Origin of the sequence: Pseudonocardia adelaidensis, from assembly GCF_039543345.1 — a bacterium.
In the GTDB taxonomy this organism is placed as follows: Bacteria; Actinomycetota; Actinomycetes; order Mycobacteriales; family Pseudonocardiaceae; genus Pseudonocardia; species Pseudonocardia adelaidensis.
In genome coordinates this window covers 287,056-312,179 of sequence record NZ_BAABJO010000006.1, presented here as the reverse complement: position 1 = coordinate 312,179, position 25,124 = coordinate 287,056, and the positions used below count along the sequence as shown (strand labels likewise).

Below are 25,124 nucleotides of genomic sequence, written 5' to 3'. Positions count from 1 at the left end.
CGCCGAGTCGAGCAGCGCCGAGTCGAGCAGCGCCGAGTCGAGCAGCGCCGAGTCGAGCAGCGCCGAGTCGAGCAGCGCCGAGTCGAGCAGCGCCGAGTCGAGCAGCGCCGAGTCGAACAGCGCCGAGTCGAACAGCGCCGAGTCGAACAGCGCCGACACCGATGCGGGTTCCGGCGCGCGTAACGGCGGGCCCGGCCCCGGCGAGTCCGGTGAGGTCGACGCCTCCGAGACAACAGATCACCGGCCCGGGATCGACCCGGAGACCGGCCGCCCCCGCAAGTTCGCCTACCCGCCGAACCTGCTGGTGGTCGACGGTGGGCAGCCGCAGGTCGAGGCGGCAGCAGACGTGCTCGCCGGGCTGGGGGTCACCGACGTCGCGGTGTGCGGACTCGCCAAGCGGCTGGAGGAGGTCTGGTTGCCCGCCGAACCCGACCCGGTGATCCTCTCGCGCACCAGCGAAGGTCTCTACCTGCTGCAACGCGTCCGCGACGAGGCGCACCGGTTCGCCATCACCTACCACCGGCAGCGCCGTTCGCGCAGCATGGTCGCCTCGGAGCTGGACGCCGTGCCGGGGTTGGGCCCGGCCCGCCGCGCCGCGCTGCTGAAGCACTTCGGCTCGCTGCGCAAGATCAAGGCGGCCGGGGTGGACGAGATCGCCGCCCTGCCGGGCTTCGGCCCGCGCACCGCGGCGGCGGTGCTGTCCGCGCTGAACGGCCGCTCCGGCGCGGAGCCGGCATCGGCCGGGCAGGGGACGCAGTGACCGGAGGAGCGGTGACGGGGGGCGCGATGTCCGGGGGCGCGATGACCGGGGGCGCGGTGGATCAGACAGCAGAAGGCGACAGCACGGCGAGCAGGGGCGCACGCGGGGGAGTGATCGCGGGGTCCGAGCCGCCGGGCATCGAGGTCACGCTGGTCAGCGGGCTGTCCGGGGCGGGCCGCAGCACCGCGGCGAAGGTCCTCGAGGACCTCGGCTGGTTCGTCGTCGACAACCTCCCCCCGGAGCTGATCGCCACGATGGTCGACCTCGGCGCCCGGGCCCGTGGCGAGATCACGCGGATCGCCGTCGTCATGGACGTCCGCAGCCGGGCCTTCACCGCCGATCTCGGCGCGGTCATCAAGGACCTCGACGCCCGCGGCTACAAACCGCGGCTGCTGTTCCTCGAGGCGTCCGACGCCGTGCTGGTGCGCCGCTTCGAGCAGGTGCGCCGCAGCCACCCCCTGCAGGGGGACGGCAGGCTCGTCGACGGGATCGCGGCGGAGCGGGAGCTGCTCAGGCCATTGCGGGAGAACGCCGACCTCGTCGTCGACACATCCACGGTGCCCGTGCCGCAGCTGCGCGCCACCCTGGAGCGCGCGTTCGGCACCGAGACCGCGCAGGTCACCCGCATCACGCTGGTGTCGTTCGGCTACAAGTACGGGCTGCCGATGGACTCCGACCTGGTCGTGGACGTCCGGTTCCTGCCCAACCCGTACTGGATCCCGGAGCTGCGCGACTTCACCGGCCGCGACGAGACCGTGCGCGACTACGTCCTGTCCCAGGACGGCGCGGAGGAGTTCATCGGCCGCTACCTGGAGCTGCTGCGGCTGGTCGGCGCGGGCTACCGGCGCGAGGGCAAGCGCTACCTGACGGTGGCCGTCGGGTGCACCGGCGGCAAGCACCGCAGCGTCGCGATCAGCGAGGAGATGGCCCGCAGGCTCGCAGGCTCCGAGGGGGTCACCGTGAACGTCACCCACCGTGACCTGGGGCGCGAGTGATCGCGCAGCGACCTGGGGCGCGGATGAGATCGGCCGTCGCGCTCGGTGGCGGCCACGGTCTGCACGCCACGCTGTCGGCGCTGCGGCGGCTCACCCACGACGTCACGGCCGTCGTCACGGTCGCCGACGACGGCGGCTCGTCGGGGCGGCTGCGCCGGGAGCTCGGCCTGCTCCCGCCCGGCGACCTGCGGATGGCGCTCGCCGCGCTCGCCGCCGACGACGACTCGGGGCGGCGGTGGGGCGAGCTCGTGCAGCACCGCTTCGGCGGCACCGGGGCGCTCGCCGGGCACGCGGTGGGCAACCTGCTGCTCGCCGGGCTGATGGAGGTGCTCGGCGACCCGGTCGCCGCGCTCGACGAGGTCGCCGCGCTGCTCGGGCTGCGCGGGCGCGTGTTGCCGATGAGCTGCGACCCCCTCGACATCGAGGCCGAGGTCACCGGGCTCGGTTCCCCGGACGGCGCGCTCATCCGCGGGCAGGTCGCGGTGGCGTCCACTCCCGGGCGGGTGCAGCGCGTGTGGCTGCGCCCGGACCGCCCGCGGGCGTGCCCGGAGGCACTCGATGCGGTGAAAGCTGCCGACGTCCTGCTGCTCGGTCCGGGGTCGTGGTTCACGAGCGTGATCCCCCACGTGCTGGTGCCCGAACTGAGAGAAGCGCTGATCACGTCCCCTGCGCGCCGCGTCGTGGTGCTCAACCTGGCGCCCGAGCCGGGGGAGACCGCCGGGTTCTCACCCGAGCAGCACCTCGCCGTACTCTCGCAACACGCCCCGGAACTGCAGGTCGACGCGGTCATCGCCGACGTCGCCGCCGTCCCGGTGCCCGAGCGGCTGCACGGCACCGCGGCCGCGATGCTCGCCCCCGGAGGCCGGGTCCACCTGGCGCCGGTCGCCGCGGCCGACCCCGCGGCACCGCGCCACGACCCGGCCGCGCTCGCCGACGCCCTCGGCGTCGTGCTCGCGGAACTGGATATGCACACCGGGCCCGGCCCGCTCGCCGGGCCGGTTCAGACGAGGGCGGAGCCGCACGGGTCTGCACCCGGGGGGCAGGAAACGAGGAGGTCGAACGGATGGCGATGACCGCGGCGGTCAAGGACGAGCTCTCCAGGCTCGTCGTCACCAAGCCGTGCTGCCGCCGGGCCGAGGTCGCGGCGCTGCTGCGGTTCGCGGGCGGGCTGCACATCGTCGGCGGCCGCGTCGTGGTGGAGGCCGAGGTCGACACCGGGTCGGTGGCGCGGCGGCTGCGGCGCGAGATCCACGACCTGTACGGGCACACCTGCGAGGCCCACGTGATCAGCGCGGGCGGGCTGCGCCGCGGCGCGCGCTACGTGCTGCGGGTGGTGCGCGACGGCGAGGGCCTCGCCCGCCAGACCGGCCTGCTCGACGTTCGCGGTCGCCCGGTGCGCGGCCTGCCGCCGCCCGTCGTGTCCGGCGGGGTGTGCGACGCGGAGGCGGCGTGGCGGGGCGCGTTCCTCGCGCACGGCTCGCTCACCGAGCCCGGCCGCAGCTCCGCCCTCGAGGTCACCTGCCCCGGGCAGGAGGCGGCGATGGCGCTGGTGGGGGCCGCGCGCCGGCTCGGCGTCACCGCGAAGTGGCGGGAGGTGCGCGGCGCCGACCGGGTGGTCGTGCGCGACGGCGATGCGATCGGCGCGCTGCTCACGCGCATGGGCGGGCACGAGAGCGTGCTGGCGTGGGAGGAGCGGCGGATGCGGCGCGAGGTGCGCGCCACCGCCAACCGGCTCGCCAACTTCGACGACGCCAACCTGCGCCGCTCGGCCCGCGCGGCCGTCGCCGCCGCGGCCCGCGTGCAGCGGGCCCTGGAGATCCTCGGCGACGACGTCCCGGGCCACCTCCTCGCCGCGGGCAGGCTGCGCGTCGAGCACACCCAGGCCTCGCTGGAGGAGCTGGGCCAGCTCGCCGACCCGCCCATGACGAAGGACGCGGTCGCAGGCCGGATCCGCAGGCTGTTGCACATGGCGGACAAGCGCGCCGCCGACCTCGGCATCCCGGACACCGACTCCGCCGTCACCCCGGAGATGCTGGAAGAGGCCTGACGGGCTTGCTCGCGAGGAAGACGTAGCGGTTCAGGCTGAAGAAGGCGGCGTCACCCAGCGACGTGACGTCGTCGATCCAGTCCCGGACGTCGGCATCGTCGATGCCGGCCCGGCCCGTGACGAACGCGCCGATCGTCGACGCGTTCATGGCGCTGAAGGTGTTCGGGTCGTACCCGACGTTCAGCAGCGGGAGGACATGGGTCCGCACCTGCGTGAACCCCGCCGCGCGCAACGTGGGGGCGAGGGTCCGCGGCAGGTGCGGGTCCGCGAGGTGCTCGTCCCACGCGGCCAGGATGCGCGCGGTGCGGGCGGCGTCGCGGGAGTGCCAGACGATCGAGTCCCAGTCGGTGTCGAGCACGAGCAGCCGCCCGCCCGGCCGCAGCACGCGGCGGACCTCGGCCAGCGCGCCGGGCACATCGGCAACGTACTCGAGGACCTGCGTGGAGACGGCGGCGTCGACGCTCGCATCCGGCAGGGGGAGCGCGTCCGCCGACCCCGCCATGATCTCCACGGGGGCGATCTCCACGGGGGCGATCTCCACGGGGGCGGTCTCCGGGGTGGCGGCGGGCGCCCGTGTTCGCGCGGCCGCGAGGGCGCGCATGCTCTCGCTCGGCTCGACGGCGTGCACGCGGCCGGCCGGGCCCACCTCGGCGGCCATCTCGGCGGCCAGCAGGCCGGGGCCAGCGCCGACGTCCACGACGTGCTCCCCGGGCCGCAGGCCGAGGATCCGCCGCACCTCGCGGCGTTGCCCGACCACGTCCGGGGTGGTGTAGACGGCTTCGAGCCGGCGGGCGCCGGCCTCGTCGAACTGCAGCATCCCGGACACGATGACCCTCCTAGAACGCGACCCACTCGACGCGGTTGGGGTCCCAGGATGGCGGCGACGGGATCGCCTGTCGATCTCCCCTCCGAATGAGGTTAGGCTCACCTCATGCGCCGGAGACCGCCCCTTCCCCATTCGGTCGTCGAGGTGCTGCGGACCCGCCGGGTCACACCCCGCATGCAGCGCATCACCTTCGGAGGGCCCGACGTCGCCCGCTTCGCCCCGGTCGGCCCCGACCAGCACGTGAAGCTGTTCTTCCCGCGCCGTCCCGGCGGCCCGATCGACGTCCCGGCCATGCCCGACGACGGCGACGTGGGGCGTTGGTACGGCGCCTACCTGCGGATGCCCGACGAGGACCGGCCCTGGATGCGCAGCTACACGATCCGGGCGCACGACCCGGTGCGTGCCGAGATCGACGTGGACTTCGTGCTCCACGGCGGTGCCGATGCCGATGCCGACGGCGGGGACGGGCACGCCGGCCCGGCCGCCGCGTGGGCGGCGACCGCGGCTCCGGGTGAGCGCCTCGGCATGCTCGGCCCGCAGATCACCCGCCTGCGCGAGCCCGGCCCGCACGCCTGGAAGCTGATCGCGGGCGACGAGTCGGTGCTCCCGGCGATCGGCGCGCTCGTGGAGAGCCTCGGCGCGCACGAGCGCGCGGTGGTGTTCGTGGAGGTCCGGGACGCGGCGGAGGAGCAGGAGCTCACGAGCCCCGGCCGGGTGGACCTGCGCTGGCTGCACCGGGGCGACCTCGCCCCGGGCGCCTCCACCGCGCTCGTCGACGCCGTGCGCGCCGCCGAGCTCCCCGAGGGACCGGCGTTCGCCTGGCTCGCGGGCGAGGCGTCGGTCGTGCGTGCGCTCCGCCGGCACCTGGTCGCCGAGCGCGGGATCGCGCGCCGCGCGGTGTCGTTCACCGGGTACTGGCGACTCCACCGCACCCAGGACGACGCCCCGAGCGAGGAGGAGATCGCCGAGCAGGCCGAGGTGCTGGCCGACGCGGCCGACTCCCCAGCTACCGGCGCACGCGGTACCGCAGGTGCGTGACCCCGCGGCCCTGGAGCACCCGGACCGGTTCCAGCTCGACGTGGCCGATCGCGTCGAACAGCCGCCGTCCCCCGCCGAGCAGGACCGGCACGAGGTGGATCTCCATCTCGTCGAGCTCGCCCGCGCGCAGCAGGGCCTGCGCCGCGCCCGCCCCGTGCACGAGTACGGCACCGTCGCCCGCCGCCGCGCGGGCCCGCTCGGCGCACTCCCCGACGTCGGTGACGAACCGCGCGCTGCCCGGCGGGACGTCGCCGTCGTCGACGTGGTGGGTGAGGACGAAGATCGGGACGCCGTCGTGGTGGTCGCCCTGCCAGCGCCCGGCCAGCTCGAAGGTGTGACGGCCGGAGACGACGGCGCGGGTCGCCATGGCCTCCCGGTACACCTGCCCGTTCGGGCCGTCGCCCATCCGGTCGTCCAGCCAGTCGAACAGGCGGAAGCCGCCCTGGCCGAGCTCCTGACCCTTGCGGTCATCGGGTCCGGCGATGAACCCGTCGAGGGACATGGACATGTACAGGACGAGTCGGGACACCGGAGGAGGCTCTCAGGAGAAGTCGAACGAGGTCCAGCGCGTGGGCCGGAGGGTGAACACCACCAGTTGCGACCCCGGATGGGCGAGCTCGCCGTCGACCATCCCCGCCGCGGTGTCCGGCGGGAGGTAGCGCTCGACGATCCGCAGCATCTGATCGCGCTTCGGCGGCTGGTCGTCCCCGACCAGCTCGCACTCCACGGAGACGTACTTCCACGGCGGGTCGTGCTTCTGCACGGTCATGGTCACCACGCCGGCGTCCCGGATGAGCCCGACCTTGCGGGCGCGGACGCCCTTCGCGCCGGTGAAGATGCTCAGGTCGCCGCCGGGCGCGTAGTGGTACCAGGTGGGGACGGCGAGTGGCGGGCGGGCGCCGCGCGCGTCCGGGCCTGCGGCGACGCTCACCACCGCGATGTGCGGCTGCACGAGGAACTGCTCGCGCTCGTTGGGGGTCAGGGGGCCGGGCATGGTTCCTCCAGGGTCGGGGACAGGACGGTGTCCGGGTCGGCTGCGGCGCGGATCCGGCGCAGCCGCTCGTGGTTGTCGCCGTGGTATGCCGCGGCGGGCAGCGCGCGGTCGGGGTCGGGGAAGTTCGGGTAGACCCGGCCGGTGCCGAAGGGGGCGACCGCCGACCAGGAGCGTTCCAGCCGGGCGGGGGCCCCGGCCACCCCGTCGCTCGCGACGAGGCCGACCTCGAGCAGGAAGGCCTCTCCGCGGTGCGCGAACGCCGTGGCGTCGGGCGGCACGCGGTTGTAGGCGCCGCCCCACGCGTTGAGGTCGACCTCGTGGGCGTGGCCCGGCACCCGGTCGTCCACGACGGCGCGCGCGAGCGCCGCCGCCGCGCCGGCCGGCAACGGGCGGCGGAAGAACTCCGAGCGGCCGTACCGGGTGCCCGGCAGCTCCGCGCCGCTCCCGCCGAGCCCGGCCAGTGCGCGCTTCGCCTCCCGGAACGACCCGGGCGTCACCGTCCCGGTCGCGGGTTCCGCGCCCGCGAGCCGGACGAGATCGTCGAGCAGCGGTGCCGGGTCACCCTCGAGCACGGTCCCGACCAGCTGCACCGTGGCCGGCTCGGCGGGGTCGGCCGGGGCGGCCAGCCGCAGCGTGGAGGTGAGTTCGTCCGGGGCGCCGGGGGCCCAGCGGGGCCACGCCTCGACGAGCGCCGCGGCGTGGTCGGCGTGCCACGCCAGGCGGAACACCGAGGTGGGCGGCGCCGGGACGGGAACGAATCGCAGCGAGGTGACGACCCACCCGCCGCCGCCCCCGCCGCCTCGCAGCGCCCAGAACAGGTCCGCCTCGCGGTGCGCGTCGCAGTCGACGACCCGGCCGTCCCCGCGGACGACCCGGGCGCCGACGAGCCGGTCGCAGGTGAGCCCGTGCATGCGGCCGAGCGGCCCGAACCCGCCGCCGAGCGTGAGCCCGGCGACTCCGACGGTCGGGCCGCACCCCGCGGGCAGGGTGAGACCGTGCTCGTCGAGGGCGTCGTAGAGCGCCCCGAGCCGGGTGCCCGCCCCGACGACGGCGACCCCGTCCCGGAGCGCGACGGTGTCCATCGGGGAGACGTCGAGGACGATCCCGGTGGTCGAGGAGCGGCCCGCGAAGCAGTGTCCGCCGCTCCTGACCGCGACGGGCTCGCGCAGCAGGCGGGCGACGGCGAGGGTCTCGACGACGTCCTGCTCGCCCGCGCACCGCACGACCGCGCGCGGGCGGACGTGGTGGAAGCGGGCGATCGCGGGCCGGCGGGCGGTGTCGTAGCCGGGCGACCCGGGCAGCACGACCTCGCCCGCGATCGCGGCCCGCAGGGCGGTGAGCTCGCGGTCGGTCGGGGTCACGCGGGAGACGCTAGGACGCCTCCGCCCGGGCGTTCTTGAACGAACCGGCCGTGAACGAACCGGCCGTGAACGACCCGGCCAGGAACGGGCCGTAGGAGGCCGCGTGGTCGTGCCCGCAGGCGCACGCGTCCACGGTCTCGGCGAGGAACGCGCGCGGGGTGACCCCGGTCAGCCGGACGCACTCGCGGGTGAGGTGGGCCTGGTCGGCGTACCCGGCGCGGACGGCGAGGTCCGCGAGCGCGCCCGGCCGGCGGCCGGCACCGAGTGCCTCCTGCGCGCGGGCGAGGAACCCCTGGAAGCGCAGCGTGCGGTGCAGCGCCTTGGGTCCGAGGCCGACGGCGGCCTGGCAGCGCCGCCGGAGATGGCGTTCCGAGACGGCCAGCAGGGTGGGGAGCCCGGCGACGTCGGTGGCCCGCCCGGGCATCAGCCTCCGGACGGCCTCGGCCACGAGCGCGTCCGGCTCCGGGCCCGCGACCCGCCGGGCGAGCATGCCGCGCTGCAGGGCGGCGAGCGCTCCGGCGGCCGATCCGGCGGCGGCGACGCCCTCGCCGAGCGCGGCGGCGGCCCGGCCCCAGAGCGCGTCGGCCGGGACCGCCAGATCCACCAGCTCGGACGGTGGCAGCCCGAGGAGCGCGCCCGCGGCGCCCGGACGCAACCGCAAGCCGACCACGGTGGTGCCAGGGGTGAGCAACTCGACGTGCGGGCCGGTCCGCGGGCCCGCCACCTGCGGGGTCGCGCCGACCGTGCAGACGATCTCGGTGCCGCCGTGCGGCAGGTTGCGCTGCGGGTAGGCGGGCGCGTCCGCCGCGATCTGCTGGACCCACACCGTCGAGACGACGTCGGCGAGCGCTGCGACCGGCGGCCGCTCCACGTAGCTCTGGGCTGCGGGGCCGGCGGGAGGCATGAGCGCATCCTGCACCGGTGCCGCCGATCGGAGAAGTCCGGTGCCGGTCTCTGGCACGATCACCGCGTGGACGACGCGGTTCGGATGGTGATCGACCGGGTGGCCGACGCGGCGGCCCGGCACGACGTCGCGCAGGAGGACAGGCTCGACCGGTGGCGGGTCCTCGAGCCGGACGCAGGCCGGTTCCTCTGGTTCCTGGTGCAGGCCGTCGAGGCCCGGAACATCGTGGAGGTCGGCACGTCGCGCGGCGTCTCCACGCTCTGGCTGGCGGATGCGGCCCGGGCCACCGGCGGCCGCGTGACCAGCTTCGACACGGATCCGGCCGCGCAGCGCGACGCCGCGGCGAGCCTCGCCGACGCCGGTCTCGCCGGGCACGTCGACCTGCGGCCGGATGACGGCGGCCGGGGCCTCGCCGCTCTCGGTGCCGGCGAGGTCGACCTGCTCTTCCTCGACGCGGAGCGCACCGAGTACCCGTCGTGGTGGCCGCACCCGGTGCGCGTCCTGCGGCCGGGCGGGGTGCTCGTCGCCGACAACGCGCTGTCGCATCCCGACGAGATCGCGCCGTTGGAGGAACTGCTCCGGAGGGACCTCGCCGCCGTCACGACGATCCCGGTCGGCAAGGGGGAGCTGGTGGCCCGCCGCGCATAGGGCCGGAATCGATTAAGGGCCTCGTGGCACCGCGCCTGCCACCGGCGACTAGGGTTGATGCCGGTTCGAGACACGCAGACGGTGACAGGAGGCGCGCACATGACCGTACGGGTGGGCGTGAACGGGTTCGGCCGCATCGGCCGCAACTTCTGGCGGGCGGTCGACGCCCAGCGGGCGGCCGGCACCAGCGACATCGAGATCGTCGCGGTGAACGACATCACCGACAACGCCACGCTGGCGGGCCTGCTCAAGTACGACTCGATCCTGGGCAGGCTGCCGTACGAGGTGACCCACACCGACGACGAGATCGTCGTCGACGGCAAGGGTTTCAAGGGCCTCGCCGTGCGCGACCCCGCCGAGCTGCCGTGGAAGGACCTGGGCGTGGACGTCGTCGTGGAGTCCACCGGCATCTTCACCAAGCGCGAGGCGGCCGCCAAGCACCTGGACGCAGGCGCGAAGAAGGTGGTCATCTCCGCCCCCGCGACGGAGCCCGATCTCACCGTCGTCATGGGCGTGAACGACGACGCCTACGACGGCTCGCAGACCATCATCTCCAACGCGTCCTGCACCACCAACTGCCTCGCGCCGCTGGCGAAGGTGATCGACGACGCGTTCGGGATCGAGAAGGGTCTGATGACCACGATCCACGCCTACACGCAGGACCAGAACCTGCAGGACGGCCCGCACAAGGACAAGCGCCGCGCCCGCGCCGCCGCCCTGAACGTGGTGCCCACCTCCACCGGCGCCGCCAAGGCGATCGGCCTGGTGCTGCCCCACCTCAACGGCAAGCTCGACGGCTACTCGCTGCGCGTCCCGGTGCCCACCGGCTCGATCACCGACCTCACCGTCGACCTCCGCAAGGAGGTCTCGGTCGACGAGGTCAACGCGGCGTACAAGGCGGCGGCGGAGAGCGGGCCGCTGAAGGGCTACCTGCGCTACAGCGAGGACCCGATCGTGTCGTCCGACATCGTCACCGACCCGGCGTCCTGCATCTACGACGCGCCGCTCACCAAGGTGATCGGCAACCAGGTCAAGGTCTTCGGCTGGTACGACAACGAGTGGGGCTACTCGAACCGCCTCGTCGACATCACCGACCTGGTGGCGTCCAAGCTGTGAAGACGCTCGACGACCTGATCGCCGAGGGCGTGTCCGGGCGGACCGTGCTGGTCCGCTCGGACCTCAACGTCCCGCTCGAGAACTCCGACGGGGGCCCGACGATCACCGACGACGGCCGGATCCGCGCCTCCGTCCCCACGCTGCAGAAGCTGCGCGAGGCGGGGGCGCGGGTGGTCGTCACCGCGCACCTGGGCCGGCCCAAGGGCGGGCCCGACCCGGAACACTCCCTCGCCCCGGTCGCCGGGCGGCTCGGTGAGCTGCTCGGCGCCGAGGTCACCCTCGCCGACCACGGCGAGGAGGCGCGGGCCGCCGTCGGTGCGCTGGCCGACGGTGGGGTGGTACTGCTGGAGAACATCCGGTTCGACCCGCGGGAGACGTCTAAGAACGACGACGAGCGCGCGGCGCTCGCCCACGAGCTCGCGGCGCTCACCGGCGCGAACGGCGCGTTCGTCTCCGACGGGTTCGGCGTGGTGCACCGCAAGCAGGCCTCGGTCTACGACGTGGCGCAGGACCTGCCCGCCTACGCGGGCGGGCTGGTGCTCACCGAGGTGGAGGTGCTGCGCAGGCTCACGCGGTCGCCGCAGCGGCCCTACTCGGTGGTGCTCGGCGGCTCGAAGGTCTCCGACAAGCTGGCGGTGATCGAGGCCCTGCTGCCGAAGGTCGACGCGCTGCTCGTCGGCGGGGGGATGTGCTTCACGTTCCTCGCCGCGCAGGGGTACGGCGTCGGCGACTCGCTGCTGGAGCGCGACCAGGTCGACAACTGCCGGAAGCTGCTGGAGACCGGGAAGATCGTGCTGCCGTCCGATGTGGTGGTGGCGGACGACTTCTCGGCCGAGGCGAAGACGCAGACGGTCGGTGCCGACGCCATCCCGGACGGGTGGAAGGGGCTCGACATCGGTCCCGCCTCGGTGGCGGCGTTCGCCGAGGTGCTCGCCGGTGCGGCCACCGTGTTCTGGAACGGGCCGATGGGCGTGTTCGAGCTGGCCCCGTTCGCCGACGGCACCCGCGGGGTGGCGCAGGCGATCGTGGACAGCACCGCGTCCGGTGCCTACAGCGTGGTCGGCGGCGGTGACTCGGCTGCGGCGGTGCGGGCGCTCGGGCTTCCCGAGGACGGGTTCTCGCACATCTCGACCGGTGGCGGCGCGTCGCTGGAGTACCTGGAGGGCAAGTCCCTCCCCGGCCTCGCCGTCCTGGAGAAGAGCTGATGGCCGTACGGAAGCCGCTCATCGCCGGCAACTGGAAGATGAACTGCAACCACCTCGAGGCCATCGGGCTGGTGCAGAAGATCGCGTTCGCGCTGCCGGAGAAGTACTTCGACAAGGTCGAGGTGGCGGTCCTGCCGCCGTTCACCGACATCCGGTCGGTGCAGACCCTCATCGACGGCGACCAGCTGCGGCTCGTGCACGGCGCGCAGGACCTCTCGCCGTACGACTCCGGCGCCTACACCGGGGACGTCTCCGGCGCGATGCTGGCGAAGCTCGGCTGCCGCTACGTCGTCGTCGGGCACTCCGAGCGCCGCGAGATCCACGGCGAGGACGACGCACTGGTCAACCGCAAGGTGCACGCGGCGATCAAGCACGGGATCGTGCCGATCCTCTGCGTGGGCGAGAACCTCGCGGTGCGGGAGTCCGGCGAGCACGTCGCCCACACCACCCGCCAGGTCACCGCGGCGCTGGCGAAGGTGCAGAGCCAGCACGTGCAGACACTGGTGATCGCCTACGAACCGGTGTGGGCGATCGGCACCGGGCGCGTGGCGAGCGCGGCCGACGCGCAGGAGGTGTGCGCGGCGATCCGCGAGGCCGTATCGGCCGCGTACGGCGAGGCCGTCGCCACGACCGTCCGCGTGCTGTACGGCGGCTCGGTGAAGGCGAAGAACGTCGGGGAGATCGTGGCCGAGAAGGACGTCGACGGGGCGCTCGTCGGCGGCGCCAGCCTGGACGCCGACGAGTTCGCGCAGCTCTGCGCGATCGCCGCCGGCGGCCCCCTGCCGTAACCCTGCCGTGAGTGGATACGAGTGCCCAGACGCTCGTATCCGCTCACGACCCCCGGCGGGGGCGCAGCGCCGCCACGGTACCCTCGACATCCCGGCACAGCTGTCGGAGCGCGCGGGCAACACGGAAAGAGGATCGATGGAACTGGCCCTGCAGATCGTGCTGATCATCTCCAGCGTGCTGCTCGTGCTGCTGATCCTGCTCCACCGCGGTCGTGGTGGTGGCCTCTCCAGCCTCTTCGGCGGGGGGGTCCAGTCGAGCCTGTCGGGGTCGAGCGTGGTCGAGAAGAACCTCGACCGGCTCACGCTGTTCGTCGCCGCGATCTGGGTGATCGCGATCATCGGCACCGGACTGCTGGTCCGGGTCGGGTCCTGAGGGAGGCAAGGGGATGTCTGGCGGCAACGCGATCCGCGGCACCCGCGTGGGGGCCGGTCCGATGGGGGAGTCCGAGCGGGGCGAGACCGCGCCGCGCTCGCGCATCCCCTACTTCTGCGCGAACGGCCACGTCACCACCCCGTCGTTCGCCAACGAGGCCGACATCCCCGAGTCGTGGGACTGCCCGCGTTGCGGCCTTCCCGCCGGCCGGGACGGGGAGAACCCGCCCGCGCCGCCGCGCACGGAGCCGTACAAGACGCACCTCGCGTACGTGAAGGAGCGCCGCAGCGACTCCGACGGCGCGGCGATCCTCGAGGAGGCGCTCAACCGCCTCCGCGCCTCGCGCGAGCTGTAGGCGGTCCCGGCGCCCCGAATGCCAGCATGGTGGCTCTACTGGCGTAACGCGCCAGTATGGCCACCATGCTGACGTTGGGTCGGCACCCTAGCGGCTCAGCGCCGTCACCTGCTGGTCGAAGGCCACCACCAGCTGGGCGGCGGTGGTGCCCGTGGGCACGGCGGAGGCCGCGAGCGTCACCAGGTGACCGTCGTGAGTCACGGCGGCGAAGACGTTGCCGCCCTGGTAGCGGCACACGAAGCCGGTGGTGCCCACCGGTGCGCGCGAGCCGTCCTCGCAGAGCTCCGCCACGGTGTCGAGCGTGGGGGCCGGGTCCCGCGTGACGTCCACGGACAGGAACGCCGGGCCATCGGCCGGGCGCGGGGTGCCGGACGGGTCGTAGACGCACCGGGTGTCGCTCGCCGTGCTCGGGTCGGGTGCCCAGGTCAGGCCGGTGGTCGCCGTCAGGGCGCCCGTGTCGAGCAGGCACGCGGCGGGCGGCGCAGGCGGAGGCGGAGCGACCGGGGCCGGGGCTTCGGCCACCGAGCACCCGCCGAGGGCCGCCATCAGGACCACCGCGCCCACCAACCGCCTCACGGGTCCCACTCTCCCACGGGGCCGGGGCACACTGTGGAGCCGTACCGCTGGACCGTTCCTGGTGGGTGGAGGTCGTCGATGACCCGATGGACGTTGTCGCCGGAGAAGATCCCCAGCGCGTGGTTCAACGTCGTGCCGCACCTGGCCAAGCCGCTCGACCCGCCGCTGCACCCGGTCACGCGCGAGCCGGTCGGCCCGGACGACCTGGCCCCGCTCTTCCCGATGGCGCTGATCGGGCAGGAGGTCTCCACCAAGCCGTGGATCGACGTTCCGGGTGAGGTCCTCGACATCCTCCGGCTCTGGCGGCCCACCCCGCTGGTGCGGGCCGTGCGGCTGGAGCGCGCGCTGGGCACGCCTGCGCGCATCTACTTCAAGGACGAGTCGGTGTCGCCCGCCGGCAGCCACAAGCCCAACACGGCGGTTGCCCAGGCCTTCTTCAACGCCCAGGAGGGCATCAGCCGGCTCTCCACCGAGACCGGGGCCGGGCAGTGGGGCACCGCCCTCGCGTTCGCCTGCGCGCAGTTCGGCCTCGACCTGCAGGTCTACATGGTGCGCGCGTCGTACGAGCAGAAGCCGTACCGCCGGGTCGCCATGGAGACGTGGGGCGGCTCGGTGGTCCCCTCGCCGGTGGACGTCCCGCAGCACCCGGGGTCGCTGGGCGCCGCGATCTCGGATGCCGTGCGGGACTGCGTCTCCCGCGACGACACCCACTACGCGCTCGGCTCCGTGCTCAACCACGTGTTGCTGCACCAGACCGTGATCGGGCTGGAGGCGAGGGAGCAGCTGGAGCTCGCGGGCGAGCGGCTCCCGGACGTCGTGATCGCGCCGTGCGGCGGCGGCTCGAACCTCGGTGGCCTCGCCTTCCCGTTCGTGCCCGACGCCGGGGTGCGGCTGCTCGCCGTCGAGCCGGCCTCGTGCCCGACGCTGACGCGGGGCCGCTTCGACTACGACTTCGGCGACACCGCGGGCCTCACCCCGCTGCTGCCGATGTACACGCTCGGCCACGACTTCGTGCCCCCGCCGATCCACGCGGGCGGCCTGCGTTACCACGGCGACTCGCCGCTGGTCTCGGCGCTCGTGCGGGACGGCCGGATGGAGGCGGTCGCGTACCCGCAGGGCACGGTGTTCGAGGCGGCCGTGCAGTTCGCCCGCGTCGAGGGGAAGATCGCGGCGCCGGAGGCGGCCCACGCGATCCGGGCCACGATCGACGAGGCACTGGCCGCGAAGGAGACCGGAGAGGAACGGGTGATCCTCTTCAACTACTGCGGCCACGGCTTCCTCGACCTGTCGGCCTACGACGACCACCTCCACGGGCGGCTCCCGGACGAGCAGGGCTGAGCGAATCGGGGCGGGTCAGCAACCGCACGGCGTGGTGAGGGGGTCCGGGTCCGGGTGCGTGAGGCCCGCGTCGGTCTCCACCGGGAAGCCCTCGCGGGCCCAGTACTCGATGCCGCCCAGCATCTCGCGCACCACGTGACCGAGGCGCGCCAGGGCGAGTGCGGCGCGGGTGGCGCCGTTGCACCCCGGGCCCCAGCAGTAGGTGACGACCGGCAGGCCCTTCCCGAGCGCGCGGGCCGCGCGCTCGGGGATCTCGGCGGTCGGCAGGTGCACCGCGCCGGGGATGCGGCCCTGCTCCCACGCGGGGCGGCTGCGCGAGTCGACCAGCACGAAGTCCGGATCGCCGCTCGCGACGGCGGCGTGGACGTCGGCGACGTCGGTCTGGAAGGCCAGGCGCGAGGAGAAGAAGGCGACGGCGTCGGGGCTCACCGAAAGGGTCATGATCCGACGGTAGGAGCGCGTCCTCGGGCGAGGAAGGCGCAATCCACGGTAGTTTCGCGCTGTGGCCGTGGATTCCCTGGACGACCTGGACTGGCGCCTGCTGGAAGCACTGCAGCTCGACGGGCGAGCGAGCTACGCCGACCTCGGGCGGCTCGTGGGGCTGTCGCCCAGCGCCGTCACGGAGCGGGTGCGCAGGCTCGAGCAGGGCGGCGTGATCACGGGCTACCACTGCGAGGTCGACCCGGAGAAGCTGGGCCTGCCGATACTGGCGCTCGTCCGCCTGCGCTACCCGCACGGCAACTACAAGCCCTTCCGCGACCTGCTGGCCACCACGCCCGAGGTCACCGAGGCCCACCACGTCACGGGGGAGGACTGCTTCGTGCTCAGCGTGCGTGCCCGCGGCATGCGTCACCTGGAGGAGGTCACGGGCCGGATCGCGGGCCTGGGCGCGGTGACGACGAGCGTCGTCTACAGCACCCCGCTGCCGAGACGGTCAGCGGTGACGAGCGCGGTGGGAGCCAGCGGAAAGGCGGCGAGCGCGAGCACCCGCCGCGCGTGACCAACCCGATCAGGGTGGGGGGAGGGCGTTCAGCAACGTGCCCGGGCCCACCGTCGCCGACCCGCTCGCGCGCACCCGGTCCCTGAGGGCGCGGTCGGCCGTCACCACCAGGACCGGCTCGGCCGCCAGCTCGGCGGCCAGGGCCGCGATCGTCGAGTCGCCGTCGGCCGTCGCGTGGACGACGGCCAGCCGCGGGTGCCTGGGGAGGTCCTCCACCCGCGCGGCGGCGCCCTCCAGCACCAGGTGCACCTGCAGGTCGGCGTCGGGGTGCCCGAGGTGTTCGGCGAGCCGGGCCGGGTCGACCGTGAGGGCGGCCACGATCCGGCCGGCCAGCCGGCGGGCCGCACCGGGACGGTCGCGCCACCAGCCGTCGGGGCGCGCGCCCACCACGTTCGCGGCGTCGACGACCACGTGGAGCATCAGCCGATGCGGGGCACCAGGTGGCGGGGCAGCTTGGCCGCGGCGGCCCGGTCCAGCAGCCACCGGGTGCGCCTGCGGCCCTGCGCCCCCGCCACCGGGATCGCCACCTCGCCCGCCCCGCCCAGTGCCATCGCCACGGCCGCCGCCTTCTCGTCGCCGGTGGTCATGATCCAGACCTCGGCGGCGCGGCGGATCGCCGGGAGCGTGAGCGACACCCGGGTGGGCGGGGGCTTCGGGCAGCCGTGGACGGCCACGACCGTGCGTTCGGTCTCGTAGACCGCGGGGGAGTGCGGGAAGACCGACGCCGTGTGGCCCTCGCCGCCCATGCCGAGCATGAGCACGTCGAACGACGGGACCGGGCCGTGGTCCTCCGGGCGGGCGGACCGCCGGAGGACCTCCGCGTACGCCTCCGCGGCGGCCTCCGCGCCCGCCGGGCCGGTGCCGGTGTCGGCGCCCATCGGGAACACCTTCGCCTCGTCCACCGGGACGTGATCGAGCAGCGCCTCGCGGGCCTGCTTGTCGTTGCGCTCGGGGTCGTCGGGCGCGACGAACCGCTCGTCGCCCCAGTAGAACTCGACCTTGCCCCAGTCGACGGCGTCGCGGGCCACGGACGCGCGCAGCTGCTGCAGTACCGCGATGCCGGTGCCGCCGCCCGTGAGCACGATCTTCGGCGTCGTGCCGGCCGCCTGCAGGTCGACGAGCTTGGTGACCAGCCGGGCGGCCACCGCAGCGGCGAGCACGTCCGGGTTCGCGTGGACCGCGATGTCCGGGGTGGGCATCAGGCGCCGGCCAGCGCGGGGATCTTGACCGGCGTGCGGCCGCGGGCGACGCGGCCGACACCCGCGAGCGCGGCCCCGTAGATCTCGTCCGTGTCGAGCCTGCGCAGCTCCTCCGCGAGGCAGTCGCGCACCTCGCGGCGGGCGAGCGCGACCAGCCGGTCCGGTTGCCCTGGCTGGCGCAGCGTGCCCACCTTCCCGTCCGGGCGCACGAGCTCGACCGGCCCCGAGCGGCGCTCCATCCGCACCGACACCACACCCGGGCCCGACGCCGCGGGCGAGCGCTTGACCTTGCAGTCCAGCCGCACGGCGAGCCAGCCGGCGAGCAGCTCCGTGGACGGGGACACGGCCTCGCCCGCCACGACCGCGTTGGTGACCGGCTCGTACGGAGGGGCGTCGAGCGCCGTGGCGAGCAGCGCCCGCCACGGGGTGAGCCGGGTCCACGTGAGGTCGGTGTCGCCCTCGACGTAGTGCGCGCGGCGCTGCTCGAACGCCTTCATCGGGTTCTTCGCCGACAGCGCGTCGGTGATCCGGCGCGTCGCCAGCTTGCCCACCGGGTCCTCGGACGGGACGGCCGGGGCGTCGTTCGGCCACCAGGCCACGACGGGCGCGTCGGGCAGCAGCAGCGGCACCGCCATTCCGGCGCCGGCCTCGTCCCCGGCGAGCGCGCCGTAGCCGCGCAGCACGATCACCTCGCTCGCGCCGGCGTCGCCGCCGACGCGGATCTGGGCGTCCATCCGCGGCGCCGCCTTCCGCAGCCCCCGCGCCAGCACGATGATCCGGCACGGGTGCTCGTGGCTGGCCGCGTTCGCGGCGGCGATCGAGTCCTCGATCTCCCCGCCGTCCTCGGTGACGATCACGAGCGTGAGCACGCGGCTCGTCGTCAGCGCGCCGCCGCTGGCCCGCATCTCGACCAGCTTGCGGTTGACGGCCGACGCGGTGCTCGACGGAAGATCGACGATCATCGCAGGCTCCTCGGGTTCACGGCCGCCGCCACGTGCGGCCGGTGCGGGCGAGCATGGCGTTGGCCGAGCCCGGCCCCCAGCTGCCCGCCGGGTAGGGGTCCGGGCCGGTCGGCTGCCGCGCCCAGTGCTCGATCACCGGGTCGAGAATCTCCCAGGACCGCTCGACCTCCGCGTTCACCGGGAACAGCGACGGCTCCCCGAGCAGCACGTCCAGGATCAGCCGCTCGTACGCCTCGGGGGACGCCTCGGTGAACGCCGAGCCGTACCCGAAGTCCATGTTGACGTCCCGGACCTCCATCTGGCTGCCCGGCACCTTCGAGCCGAACCGCATGGTGACGCCCTCGTCCGGCTGGACGCGCACGACCAGGGCGTTCTGCCCGAGCTCCTCGGTCATCGTGGCGTCGAACGGCAGGTGCGGGGCCCGCTTGAAGATCACGGCGACCTCGGTGACGCGCCTGCCGAGCCGCTTGCCGGTGCGCAGGTAGAACGGCACGCCCGCCCAGCGCCGGGTGTCCACCTCGCAGGTGATGGCCGCGAACGTCTCGGTGCGCGAGTTGGGGTCGAAGCCCTCCTCCTCGGTGAGGCCCTTGACCAGCTCGCCGCCCTGCCAGCCGCCGGTGTACTGCCCGCGCGCCGTGGTCTCGTCGAGCGGCCCGACGAGCTTCGTCGCGTTGAGGATCTTGATCTTCTCGATGCGCAGCTCGTCGGACGAGAACGAGACCGGCTCCTCCATCGCGATGAACGCCAGCAGCTGCAGCAGGTGGTTCTGGATGACGTCGCGGGCGGCGCCTATCCCGTCGTAGTAACCCGCGCGCCCGCCCAGGCCGATGTCCTCGGCCATGGTGATCTGCACGCTGTCGACGTAGTGGCTGTTCCAGATCGGCTCGAACAGCTGGTTGGCGAAGCGCAGCGCCAGGATGTTCTGCACCGTCTCCTTGCCGAGGTAGTGGTCGATCCGGAAGACCGAGTCCTCGGGGAAGACGTCGTTGACGATCTCGTTGAGCTCGATGGCCGAGTGCAGGTCGTGCCCGAACGGCTTCTCGATGACCACCCGGCGCCAGCCGTCGCCGTCCTGGCGGGCCAGCCCGGACCGGGCGAGCTGCTTGAGCACCACCGGGAACGCCCCGGGCGGGATGGACAGGTAGAACGCGTGGTTGCCCGCTGTGCCGCGCTCCCGGTCGAGCGCCTGGACGGTCTGCTCGAGCCGGTCGAACGCGTCGTCGTCGTCGAAGGTGCCGGACACGAACCGGAACCCCTCGGCGAGCCGGTCCCACACGGTCTGGCGGAAGGGGGTGCGGGAGTGCTCCTTCACCGCGTTGTAGACGACCTGGCCGAAGTCCTGGTCGGCCCAGTCGCGGCGGGCGAACCCGGTGAGCGCGAAGCCCGGCGGGAGCAGGCCGCGGTTGGCGAGGTCGTAGATGGCCGGCATGAGCTTCTTGCGCGACAGGTCGCCGGTGACGCCGAAGATGACCAGGCTGCACGGCCCCGCGATCCGCGGGAGCCGCTTGTCCCGCGCATCGCGCAGCGGGTTGGTCCACCCCGCTGCCGCGGACGTTGCGGCGCTCATCTGTCTCCTCGCTGTTCGGCTTGCGGGGATCATTCCAGGTCTCCTACAGCTGTTGCACGGCGCGCGCCACGGTGACCAGGCCCGCCACCCGGTCGGTGAAGTGGAGGCGGAGCACCGGCCTGCCGCGCGCGGTGAGGGCGGCGGCGTCGGCGCCCGCGAGCTCCTCCTGCACGGCGGCGAGCGCGTCGGCCGCCTCGGGGCGCAGGCCGGGGTCGTCGGGGTCGGCGGTGAGCTGGCACACCCGCACGGCGGGCGGGCCGCCCTTGGCGTGCTGGCCGCTGCCGGGCAGGCAGCGCGGCGCCCACCCGAACGTCGTGGGCAGGCCGGTGCGGCGGGCCAGCTCGGCGCGCAGCACGGCGGCGGAGGCGTCCTCGATCCGGTCCAGGTAGGCGTGCACGGCCAGGTGGTGCACCACCCCGGCACCGTCGATGTCGCCGTCGTCCGGACCCACGAGCGCACGCAGCGCGTCGGCGACGGTGGCCGTCCCGTCCGGCAACCAGTCGCCCGCGTGGACCTCCACACCCCCCTCGGTGAAGGCGGGCCCACCGCGGGCGGCGGCTGCGGCGTCGTGCGCGTCCGGCCGGTCGGTGGGGTCGACACCGAGCACGTGCGCGGCCGCGGCGACGGCGTGCTGCCAGGTGGCCATCTGCTCGGCCACCGAACCGCGGGTGGTCAGCGCGGCGCCCGGCACGTCCCCGATCCCCACGGCGGGCAGGTCCACCCACTCGGGGGCGCCGGGTCCCTCCACCACCACGGGGAGGGGGCCGTGGCCGTCCTTGCCGAGGCCGCCCGCCACGAGCTGCGCGGCCCACTCGGCGAGCGCGGGCTCGTCCGGTGCCGCGAGCGCGAGAGCCGGTGCGGACGCGAGCAGCGCCCCGAGCGCGAGCGCCGCGTGGTCGCCCCCGGCGTCGCCCGTGCCGGCGCCCAGCTCGGCCCGGACCGCGGCCGCTTCTTCGAGCACGCCCCCGACGTCGACGCCGGCGAGCCCGGCCGGGACGAGCGCGTAGGCCGTGAACGCCGCCCACGGGCCGTCGACGTCGTCGGGCCCGAGCACCACGACGGGTCCGTCCGGGCTCGCACCGGCCGGCAGCAGCGGCCCGTCCGGCGGCGTGACCACGACGGTGTGCGCCTCCGGGGGCACGCCCTCGGCGCGGAAGGCGGCGTGGACGGTGTCGAGCAGCAGCCGCACCGGCTGCGGGTCCTCGCCGGGGGGCACCGACACGACGAGCACCGTCTCGGCGAGCTCGCCGGCCAGCGCGTCCGCCACCTGGGGTGGGTCGGTGGTGTCGAGGACGACGAGGCGGGGGTCGGACCCGGCGAGCGCCTCGGCGGCGACGCCGGCACCCCCGGCGGTGGCGAGCAGGACCCTGACCTGCCCGGCCACCCGGCGCTGCTCGGCCAGCGCCGCGATCTCGCCGACCAGCGGGCGCGCCGCGCGCACCGCGCCCGTCCATCCCGGCCGGGCGACGCGGGGCCACAGGGCGAGGTCGCCGCCTGCGACGCGTGCGGCGACGCCGCCTTCGACGAGGCGCGCGAGCACCTCGTCCTCGGACGGCACCGGTCGCGCGGTCACCGCGTGCGCTCCCCTCCGGCTCGCTGCGGCTAGCGGGCCTGCTCGAGCTGCTCGGTGACGGTGTCACCGAGCTCGGTCCAGGACTTCGAGAACTTGTCGACGCCCTCGTCCTCGAGCACGCGGAACACGTCGGGCAGGTCGACGCCGACCCGCTCCAGCGCGTCGAACACCTCCTGCGCTTCGGCGCCGGTGCCGGTGACGCGGTCGCCGTGCACCTCGCCGTGGTCGCCGAAGGCCAGCAGCGACTTCTCCGGCATCGTGTTCACGGTGTCGGCGACGACGAGCTCGGTGATGTAGAGGGTGTCGGGGTAGTCCGGGTTCTTGACCCCGGTGGACGCCCACAGCGGCCGCTGCGGCCGGGCACCCTTCGCCGCGAGCGCCTTCCACCGCTCGGAGGAGAAGACCTCCTGGAACGCGGCGTAGGCCAGGCGGGAGTTGGCGACGGCGGCCTTCCCGCGCAGGGAGAGTGCCTCGTCGGAGCCGATCGCCTCCAGCCGCTTGTCGATCTCGGTGTCGACGCGGGAGACGAAGAAGCTCGCCACCGATGCGATGCCCGCGAGCTGGTGCCCGTTGGCCGCGGCCTGCTCGAGGCCGTCCAGGAAGGCGCCCATCACGGCCCGGTAGCGCTCGACGGAGAAGATCAGCGTGACGTTGATGCTCACGCCCTCGGCGAGCGCGCGGGTGATCGCGGGCAGGCCCTGCTCGGTGGCCGGGATCTTGACCAGCAGGTTGGGCCGGTCGACGGCCTTCCACAGGTCGAGCGCCTGGGCCACCGTGGCCTCGGTGTCGCGCGCGAGGCCCGGGTCGACCTCGAGCGAGACCCGCCCGTCGACGCCGTTCGTGGTCTCCCACGTGCCGCTGAACACGTCGCAGGCCTGCTGGACGTCGGACACGGTGATCTCGCGGACCGCGTCCTCGACCGACGCCCCGCGCGCGGCGAGCTCGCGGACCTGCGCGTCGTAGGCCTCGCCCTTCGACAGTGCGGACGCGAAGATCGTGGGGTTGGTGGTGACGCCGACGACGTGCTTGTCGGTGATCAGCTCCTGCAGGCTGCCGCTGGTCAGCCGCTCGCGCGACAGGTCGTCCAGCCAGATGGACACCCCGGCCGCGGCGAGCTGCCCGAGTCGATCGTTGCTCATGGTTGTTCCTCCTCAGGAAGCCTTCTCGAGGCTGCGCTTCGCGGCGGCGACGACGTTCTCGGTGGTGAAGCCGAACTCGCGGAACAGCGTCTGGTAGTCGGCGCTCGCGCCGAAGTGCTCGATGGAGACGTTCTCGCCCGCGTCGCCGGTGAAGCGGATCCAGGGCTGGGCGATGCCGGCCTCGACGCTCACCCGCGCGCGGACGGCCGCGGGGAGCACCGACTCGCGGTAGGCATCGTCCTGCTCGTCGAACCACTCGACGCACGGCATGGACACCACCCTCGTGGCAACGCCCTCGGCCTCGAGGACCTTCCGGGCCTCGGCCGCGATCTGCAGCTCCGACCCGGTGGCGATGAGGATCACCTGCGGGGCGCCGGAGGACGCGTCCGCGAGCACGTACCCGCCGCGGGCGACGCCCTCGGCCGAGGTGCCCTCCAGCACCGGCAGGTTCTGCCGCGTGAGCGCCAGCCCCTTGGGGCCCTCCGGGCGCTCCAGCGTGGCGCGCCACGCGTGGGCGGTCTCGTTGGCGTCGCCGGGCCGTACGACGGCGAGGCCGGGGATGGCCCGCAGCGCGGCAAGGTGCTCGATCGGCTGGTGGGTCGGGCCGTCCTCGCCGAGCCCGATCGAGTCGTGCGTCCAGACGTAGACGACGCTCGACTGCATGAGCGCCGCGAGGCGCACCGCCGGGCGCATGTAGTCGCTGAACACCAGGAACGTGCCGCCGTACGGCCGGGTGGGCCCGTGCAGCGCGATGCCGTTGAGGATGGCGCCCATCGCGTGTTCGCGGACCCCGAAGTGCAGGGTGCGGCCGTAGGGGTGGGCGTCCCACATCTTCGTGGCCGTGGAGGTGGGGCCGAACGAGTCGGCGCCCTCCATCGTGGTGTTGTTGCTCTCGGCGAGGTCGGCCGAGCCGCCCCACAGCTCCGGCAGCACGTCGGCGACGGACTTGAGCACCTCGCCGGACGCCTTGCGGGTGGCCAGGCCCTTGGCGTCGGGCTCCCACACCGGAAGTGACTTCTCCCAGCCCACCGGCAGGTCCCGGCCGAGCACCCGCTCGAGGAGCTCCTTGCGCTCCGGCTCCCGGGCGGCCCAGTCCTCGTAGGTCTTCATCCAGGCCTGATGGGCCTCGCGGCCGCGGTCGACCACCTTGCGGGCGTGGGCGAGCACCTCGTCGGCGACCTCGAAGGACTGCTCCGGGTCGAACCCGAGGATCTTCTTGACCTCGGCCACCTCGTCTGCGCCCAGCGCCGACCCGTGGGCCTTGCCGGTGTTCATCTTGTTCGGCGCCGGGAAGCCGATCACCGTGCGCAGCTGGATGAACGACGGGCGCGTGGTCTCGGCCCGCGCGTTCTCCAGGGCATCGAGGATGGCGGTGACGTTCTCCCCGCCGTCGACGACCTGCACGTGCCAGCCGTAGGCCTCGTAGCGCTTCGCGGTGTCCTCCGACAGCGCGATCGTGGTGTCGTCCTCGATGGAGATCTTGTTGTCGTCGTAGATCACCGTGAGGTTGCCGAGCTGCTGGTGCCCGGCCAGCGACGACGCCTCGGAGGTGACGCCCTCCTCGATGTCGCCGTCGGAGGCGATCACGTAGATGTGGTGGTCGAACGGACTCTCGCCGGCCGGGGCGTCGGGGTCGAACAGTCCGCGCTCGCGGCGGGCGGCCATCGCCATGCCCACCGCGTTGGCGAGGCCCTGGCCGAGCGGGCCGGTGGTGGTCTCGACGCCGGGCGTGTGCCGGTGCTCCGGGTGGCCGGGGGTGCGCGAGCCCCAGGTGCGCAGCGCCTTCAGGTCGTCGAGCTCGAGCCCGTAGCCGGACAGGTACAGCTGGATGTAGAGCGTGAGGCTGGAGTGGCCGGCCGACAGCACGAACCGGTCGCGGCCGATCCAGTCGGGGTCGTTCGGGTCGTGACGCAGGACGCGCTGGAAGAGCGCGTAGGCGAGTGGCGCGAGGCTCATGGCGGTGCCGGGGTGGCCGTTGCCCACCTTCTGAACGGCGTCGGCGGCCAGCACCCGGATCGTGTCGACGGTCCGCCGGTCCAGGTCGGTCCAGTCGTCCGGGACGCTGGCGCGGGTGAGGGTCTCGATGTCGATATCGGCCACAGCTCTTCCCTTGATTCGAATGGGATATGCAGGCGGTACGCCTCGACGCGACCGCTCAACGCTGACTCGCTCCACGGCCAGCCTAGTCGCGTTGGGCGACCGTGTGTGATCACGTGCCGCCCGCTCGGGAAGGGTCTACCCGGCCGAGGGGGCCGGCATGCCCCGGGCTACCATCGACAAGCCGTAGAACTCGGGGTCGCCCGGGTTCCCCACCACGCGGATCGAGGTTGTGCCGGTGACTCTGCCCGTGTCCCGCTCGG

Annotated in this window: 26 protein-coding genes and 1 pseudogene; 13 read left to right on the top strand and 14 right to left on the bottom strand. The window is 74.0% G+C overall.

All coding sequences use genetic code 11. The features are described 5' to 3' along the window. Positions 1-241: 241 nt before the first annotated feature. The 4 genes and pseudogenes from ABEA81_RS10620 to whiA form a co-directional block, all read left to right on the top strand. Positions 242-760: pseudogene (locus ABEA81_RS10620) on the top strand (helix-hairpin-helix domain-containing protein); the annotation flags it as partial. 41 nt (positions 761-801) lie between these two features. Further along, positions 802-1,755, top strand: a complete 954-nt coding sequence (gene rapZ / locus ABEA81_RS10615; protein ID WP_425570500.1) for an RNase adapter RapZ — start codon at positions 802-804, stop codon at positions 1,753-1,755. A gap of 23 nt (positions 1,756-1,778) precedes the next feature. Continuing rightward, positions 1,779-2,828, top strand: coding sequence for a gluconeogenesis factor YvcK family protein (locus ABEA81_RS10610; RefSeq protein WP_345604752.1), 1,050 nt, complete (start codon positions 1,779-1,781; stop codon positions 2,826-2,828). After that, positions 2,819-3,802, top strand: coding sequence for a DNA-binding protein WhiA (whiA, locus tag ABEA81_RS10605; protein ID WP_345604751.1), 984 nt, complete (start codon positions 2,819-2,821; stop codon positions 3,800-3,802). The genes ABEA81_RS10610 and whiA overlap by 10 nt, the downstream gene beginning before the upstream one ends. Here whiA and ABEA81_RS10600 read toward each other — a convergent pair. Next, positions 3,774-4,619 (bottom strand): methyltransferase domain-containing protein, encoded by an 846-nt coding sequence (locus tag ABEA81_RS10600; RefSeq protein WP_345604770.1) that lies wholly within the window; start codon positions 4,617-4,619, stop codon positions 3,774-3,776. The two genes, whiA and ABEA81_RS10600, sit on opposite strands and share 29 nt — an antisense overlap. A 114-nt stretch (positions 4,620-4,733) precedes the next feature. Here ABEA81_RS10600 and ABEA81_RS10595 point away from each other — a divergent pair, with 114 nt between their 5' ends. Beyond that, positions 4,734-5,666, top strand: coding sequence for a siderophore-interacting protein (locus ABEA81_RS10595; protein ID WP_345604750.1), 933 nt, complete (start codon positions 4,734-4,736; stop codon positions 5,664-5,666). On the opposite strand, the gene ABEA81_RS10590 is transcribed toward ABEA81_RS10595, so the two are convergent. From ABEA81_RS10590 to ABEA81_RS10575, 4 genes are read right to left on the bottom strand one after another with little or no spacing between them, the layout of a single operon-like run. Further along, positions 5,635-6,195, bottom strand: a complete 561-nt coding sequence (locus ABEA81_RS10590) for a dihydrofolate reductase family protein (RefSeq protein ID WP_345604749.1) — start codon at positions 6,193-6,195, stop codon at positions 5,635-5,637. The genes ABEA81_RS10595 and ABEA81_RS10590 overlap by 32 nt on opposite strands. Positions 6,196-6,207: 12 nt before the next feature. Further along, on the bottom strand, positions 6,208-6,660 hold the full coding sequence (locus tag ABEA81_RS10585) for a pyridoxamine 5'-phosphate oxidase family protein (RefSeq protein WP_345604748.1): 453 nt from the start codon (positions 6,658-6,660) through the stop codon (positions 6,208-6,210). After that, the gene (locus ABEA81_RS10580; protein WP_345604747.1) at positions 6,645-8,021 is read right to left on the bottom strand and encodes an FAD-binding oxidoreductase; all 1,377 of its coding nucleotides are present in this window, start codon (positions 8,019-8,021) and stop codon (positions 6,645-6,647) included. Before ABEA81_RS10580 ends, ABEA81_RS10585 begins: the two co-directional genes overlap by 16 nt. Positions 8,022-8,031: 10 nt before the next feature. Then, on the bottom strand, positions 8,032-8,925 hold the full coding sequence (locus ABEA81_RS10575) for a helix-turn-helix transcriptional regulator (RefSeq protein WP_345604746.1): 894 nt from the start codon (positions 8,923-8,925) through the stop codon (positions 8,032-8,034). Between the two features lie 66 nt (positions 8,926-8,991). Between ABEA81_RS10575 and ABEA81_RS10570 the strand changes: the two genes are divergently transcribed. From ABEA81_RS10570 to ABEA81_RS10545, 6 genes are all read left to right on the top strand, one after another. Next, positions 8,992-9,573, top strand: coding sequence for an O-methyltransferase (locus tag ABEA81_RS10570; RefSeq protein WP_345604745.1), 582 nt, complete (start codon positions 8,992-8,994; stop codon positions 9,571-9,573). 99 nt (positions 9,574-9,672) lie between these two features. After that, positions 9,673-10,689 carry a type I glyceraldehyde-3-phosphate dehydrogenase gene (gene gap, locus ABEA81_RS10565; RefSeq protein ID WP_345604744.1) on the top strand — a complete coding sequence of 339 codons (1,017 nt, stop codon included), beginning with the start codon at positions 9,673-9,675 and terminating at the stop codon, positions 10,687-10,689. Further along, on the top strand, positions 10,686-11,894 hold the full coding sequence (locus ABEA81_RS10560) for a phosphoglycerate kinase (RefSeq protein WP_345604743.1): 1,209 nt from the start codon (positions 10,686-10,688) through the stop codon (positions 11,892-11,894). The genes gap and ABEA81_RS10560 overlap by 4 nt, the downstream gene beginning before the upstream one ends. Beyond that, on the top strand, positions 11,894-12,682 hold the full coding sequence (tpiA, locus tag ABEA81_RS10555; protein ID WP_345604742.1) for a triose-phosphate isomerase: 789 nt from the start codon (positions 11,894-11,896) through the stop codon (positions 12,680-12,682). Before ABEA81_RS10560 ends, tpiA begins: the two co-directional genes overlap by 1 nt. Positions 12,683-12,818: 136 nt before the next feature. After that, positions 12,819-13,055 (top strand): preprotein translocase subunit SecG, encoded by a 237-nt coding sequence (gene secG / locus ABEA81_RS10550; protein ID WP_345604741.1) that lies wholly within the window; start codon positions 12,819-12,821, stop codon positions 13,053-13,055. A gap of 13 nt (positions 13,056-13,068) precedes the next feature. After that, positions 13,069-13,410: an RNA polymerase-binding protein RbpA gene (locus tag ABEA81_RS10545; protein WP_075952857.1), complete on the top strand. Its 342-nt coding sequence runs from the start codon at positions 13,069-13,071 to the stop codon at positions 13,408-13,410. Positions 13,411-13,497: 87 nt separating this feature from the next. Here ABEA81_RS10545 and ABEA81_RS10540 read toward each other — a convergent pair whose 3' ends face one another. After that, positions 13,498-13,986: a hypothetical protein gene (locus ABEA81_RS10540; RefSeq protein WP_345604740.1), complete on the bottom strand. Its 489-nt coding sequence runs from the start codon at positions 13,984-13,986 to the stop codon at positions 13,498-13,500. A gap of 78 nt (positions 13,987-14,064) precedes the next feature. On the opposite strand from ABEA81_RS10540, the gene ABEA81_RS10535 reads away from it, so the two are divergent. Further along, positions 14,065-15,324 carry a TrpB-like pyridoxal phosphate-dependent enzyme gene (locus ABEA81_RS10535; protein ID WP_345604739.1) on the top strand — a complete coding sequence of 420 codons (1,260 nt, stop codon included), beginning with the start codon at positions 14,065-14,067 and terminating at the stop codon, positions 15,322-15,324. A 15-nt stretch (positions 15,325-15,339) separates the two neighbouring features. On the opposite strand, the gene ABEA81_RS10530 is transcribed toward ABEA81_RS10535, so the two are convergent. Further along, on the bottom strand, positions 15,340-15,765 hold the full coding sequence (locus ABEA81_RS10530; protein ID WP_345604738.1) for a rhodanese-like domain-containing protein: 426 nt from the start codon (positions 15,763-15,765) through the stop codon (positions 15,340-15,342). A 61-nt stretch (positions 15,766-15,826) separates the two neighbouring features. Between ABEA81_RS10530 and ABEA81_RS10525 the strand changes: the two genes are divergently transcribed. After that, on the top strand, positions 15,827-16,324 hold the full coding sequence (locus ABEA81_RS10525; RefSeq protein WP_345604737.1) for an Lrp/AsnC family transcriptional regulator: 498 nt from the start codon (positions 15,827-15,829) through the stop codon (positions 16,322-16,324). Between the two features lie 9 nt (positions 16,325-16,333). On the opposite strand, the gene ABEA81_RS10520 is transcribed toward ABEA81_RS10525, so the two are convergent. The 7 genes from ABEA81_RS10520 to tkt are packed head-to-tail and all read right to left on the bottom strand — an operon-like array spanning position 16,334 to position 24,864. Further along, entirely contained in the window at positions 16,334-16,744 is a 411-nt protein-coding gene (locus ABEA81_RS10520) for a hypothetical protein (protein WP_345604736.1), read from the bottom strand. After that, positions 16,744-17,523 carry a 6-phosphogluconolactonase gene (pgl, locus tag ABEA81_RS10515; RefSeq protein ID WP_345604735.1) on the bottom strand — a complete coding sequence of 260 codons (780 nt, stop codon included), beginning with the start codon at positions 17,521-17,523 and terminating at the stop codon, positions 16,744-16,746. The genes ABEA81_RS10520 and pgl overlap by 1 nt, the downstream gene beginning before the upstream one ends. Further along, positions 17,523-18,485: a glucose-6-phosphate dehydrogenase assembly protein OpcA gene (gene opcA / locus ABEA81_RS10510; protein ID WP_345604734.1), complete on the bottom strand. Its 963-nt coding sequence runs from the start codon at positions 18,483-18,485 to the stop codon at positions 17,523-17,525. Before opcA ends, pgl begins: the two co-directional genes overlap by 1 nt. A gap of 16 nt (positions 18,486-18,501) precedes the next feature. Next, positions 18,502-20,052: a glucose-6-phosphate dehydrogenase gene (gene zwf, locus ABEA81_RS10505; RefSeq protein WP_345604733.1), complete on the bottom strand. Its 1,551-nt coding sequence runs from the start codon at positions 20,050-20,052 to the stop codon at positions 18,502-18,504. 43 nt (positions 20,053-20,095) lie between these two features. Further along, positions 20,096-21,625, bottom strand: coding sequence for a glucose-6-phosphate isomerase (locus ABEA81_RS10500; RefSeq protein WP_345604732.1), 1,530 nt, complete (start codon positions 21,623-21,625; stop codon positions 20,096-20,098). Positions 21,626-21,654: 29 nt separating this feature from the next. Then, positions 21,655-22,764, bottom strand: a complete 1,110-nt coding sequence (gene tal / locus ABEA81_RS10495) for a transaldolase (RefSeq protein ID WP_345604731.1) — start codon at positions 22,762-22,764, stop codon at positions 21,655-21,657. Between the two features lie 12 nt (positions 22,765-22,776). Next, on the bottom strand, positions 22,777-24,864 hold the full coding sequence (tkt, locus tag ABEA81_RS10490) for a transketolase (RefSeq protein ID WP_345604730.1): 2,088 nt from the start codon (positions 24,862-24,864) through the stop codon (positions 22,777-22,779). Positions 24,865-25,124: the final 260 nt, after the last annotated feature.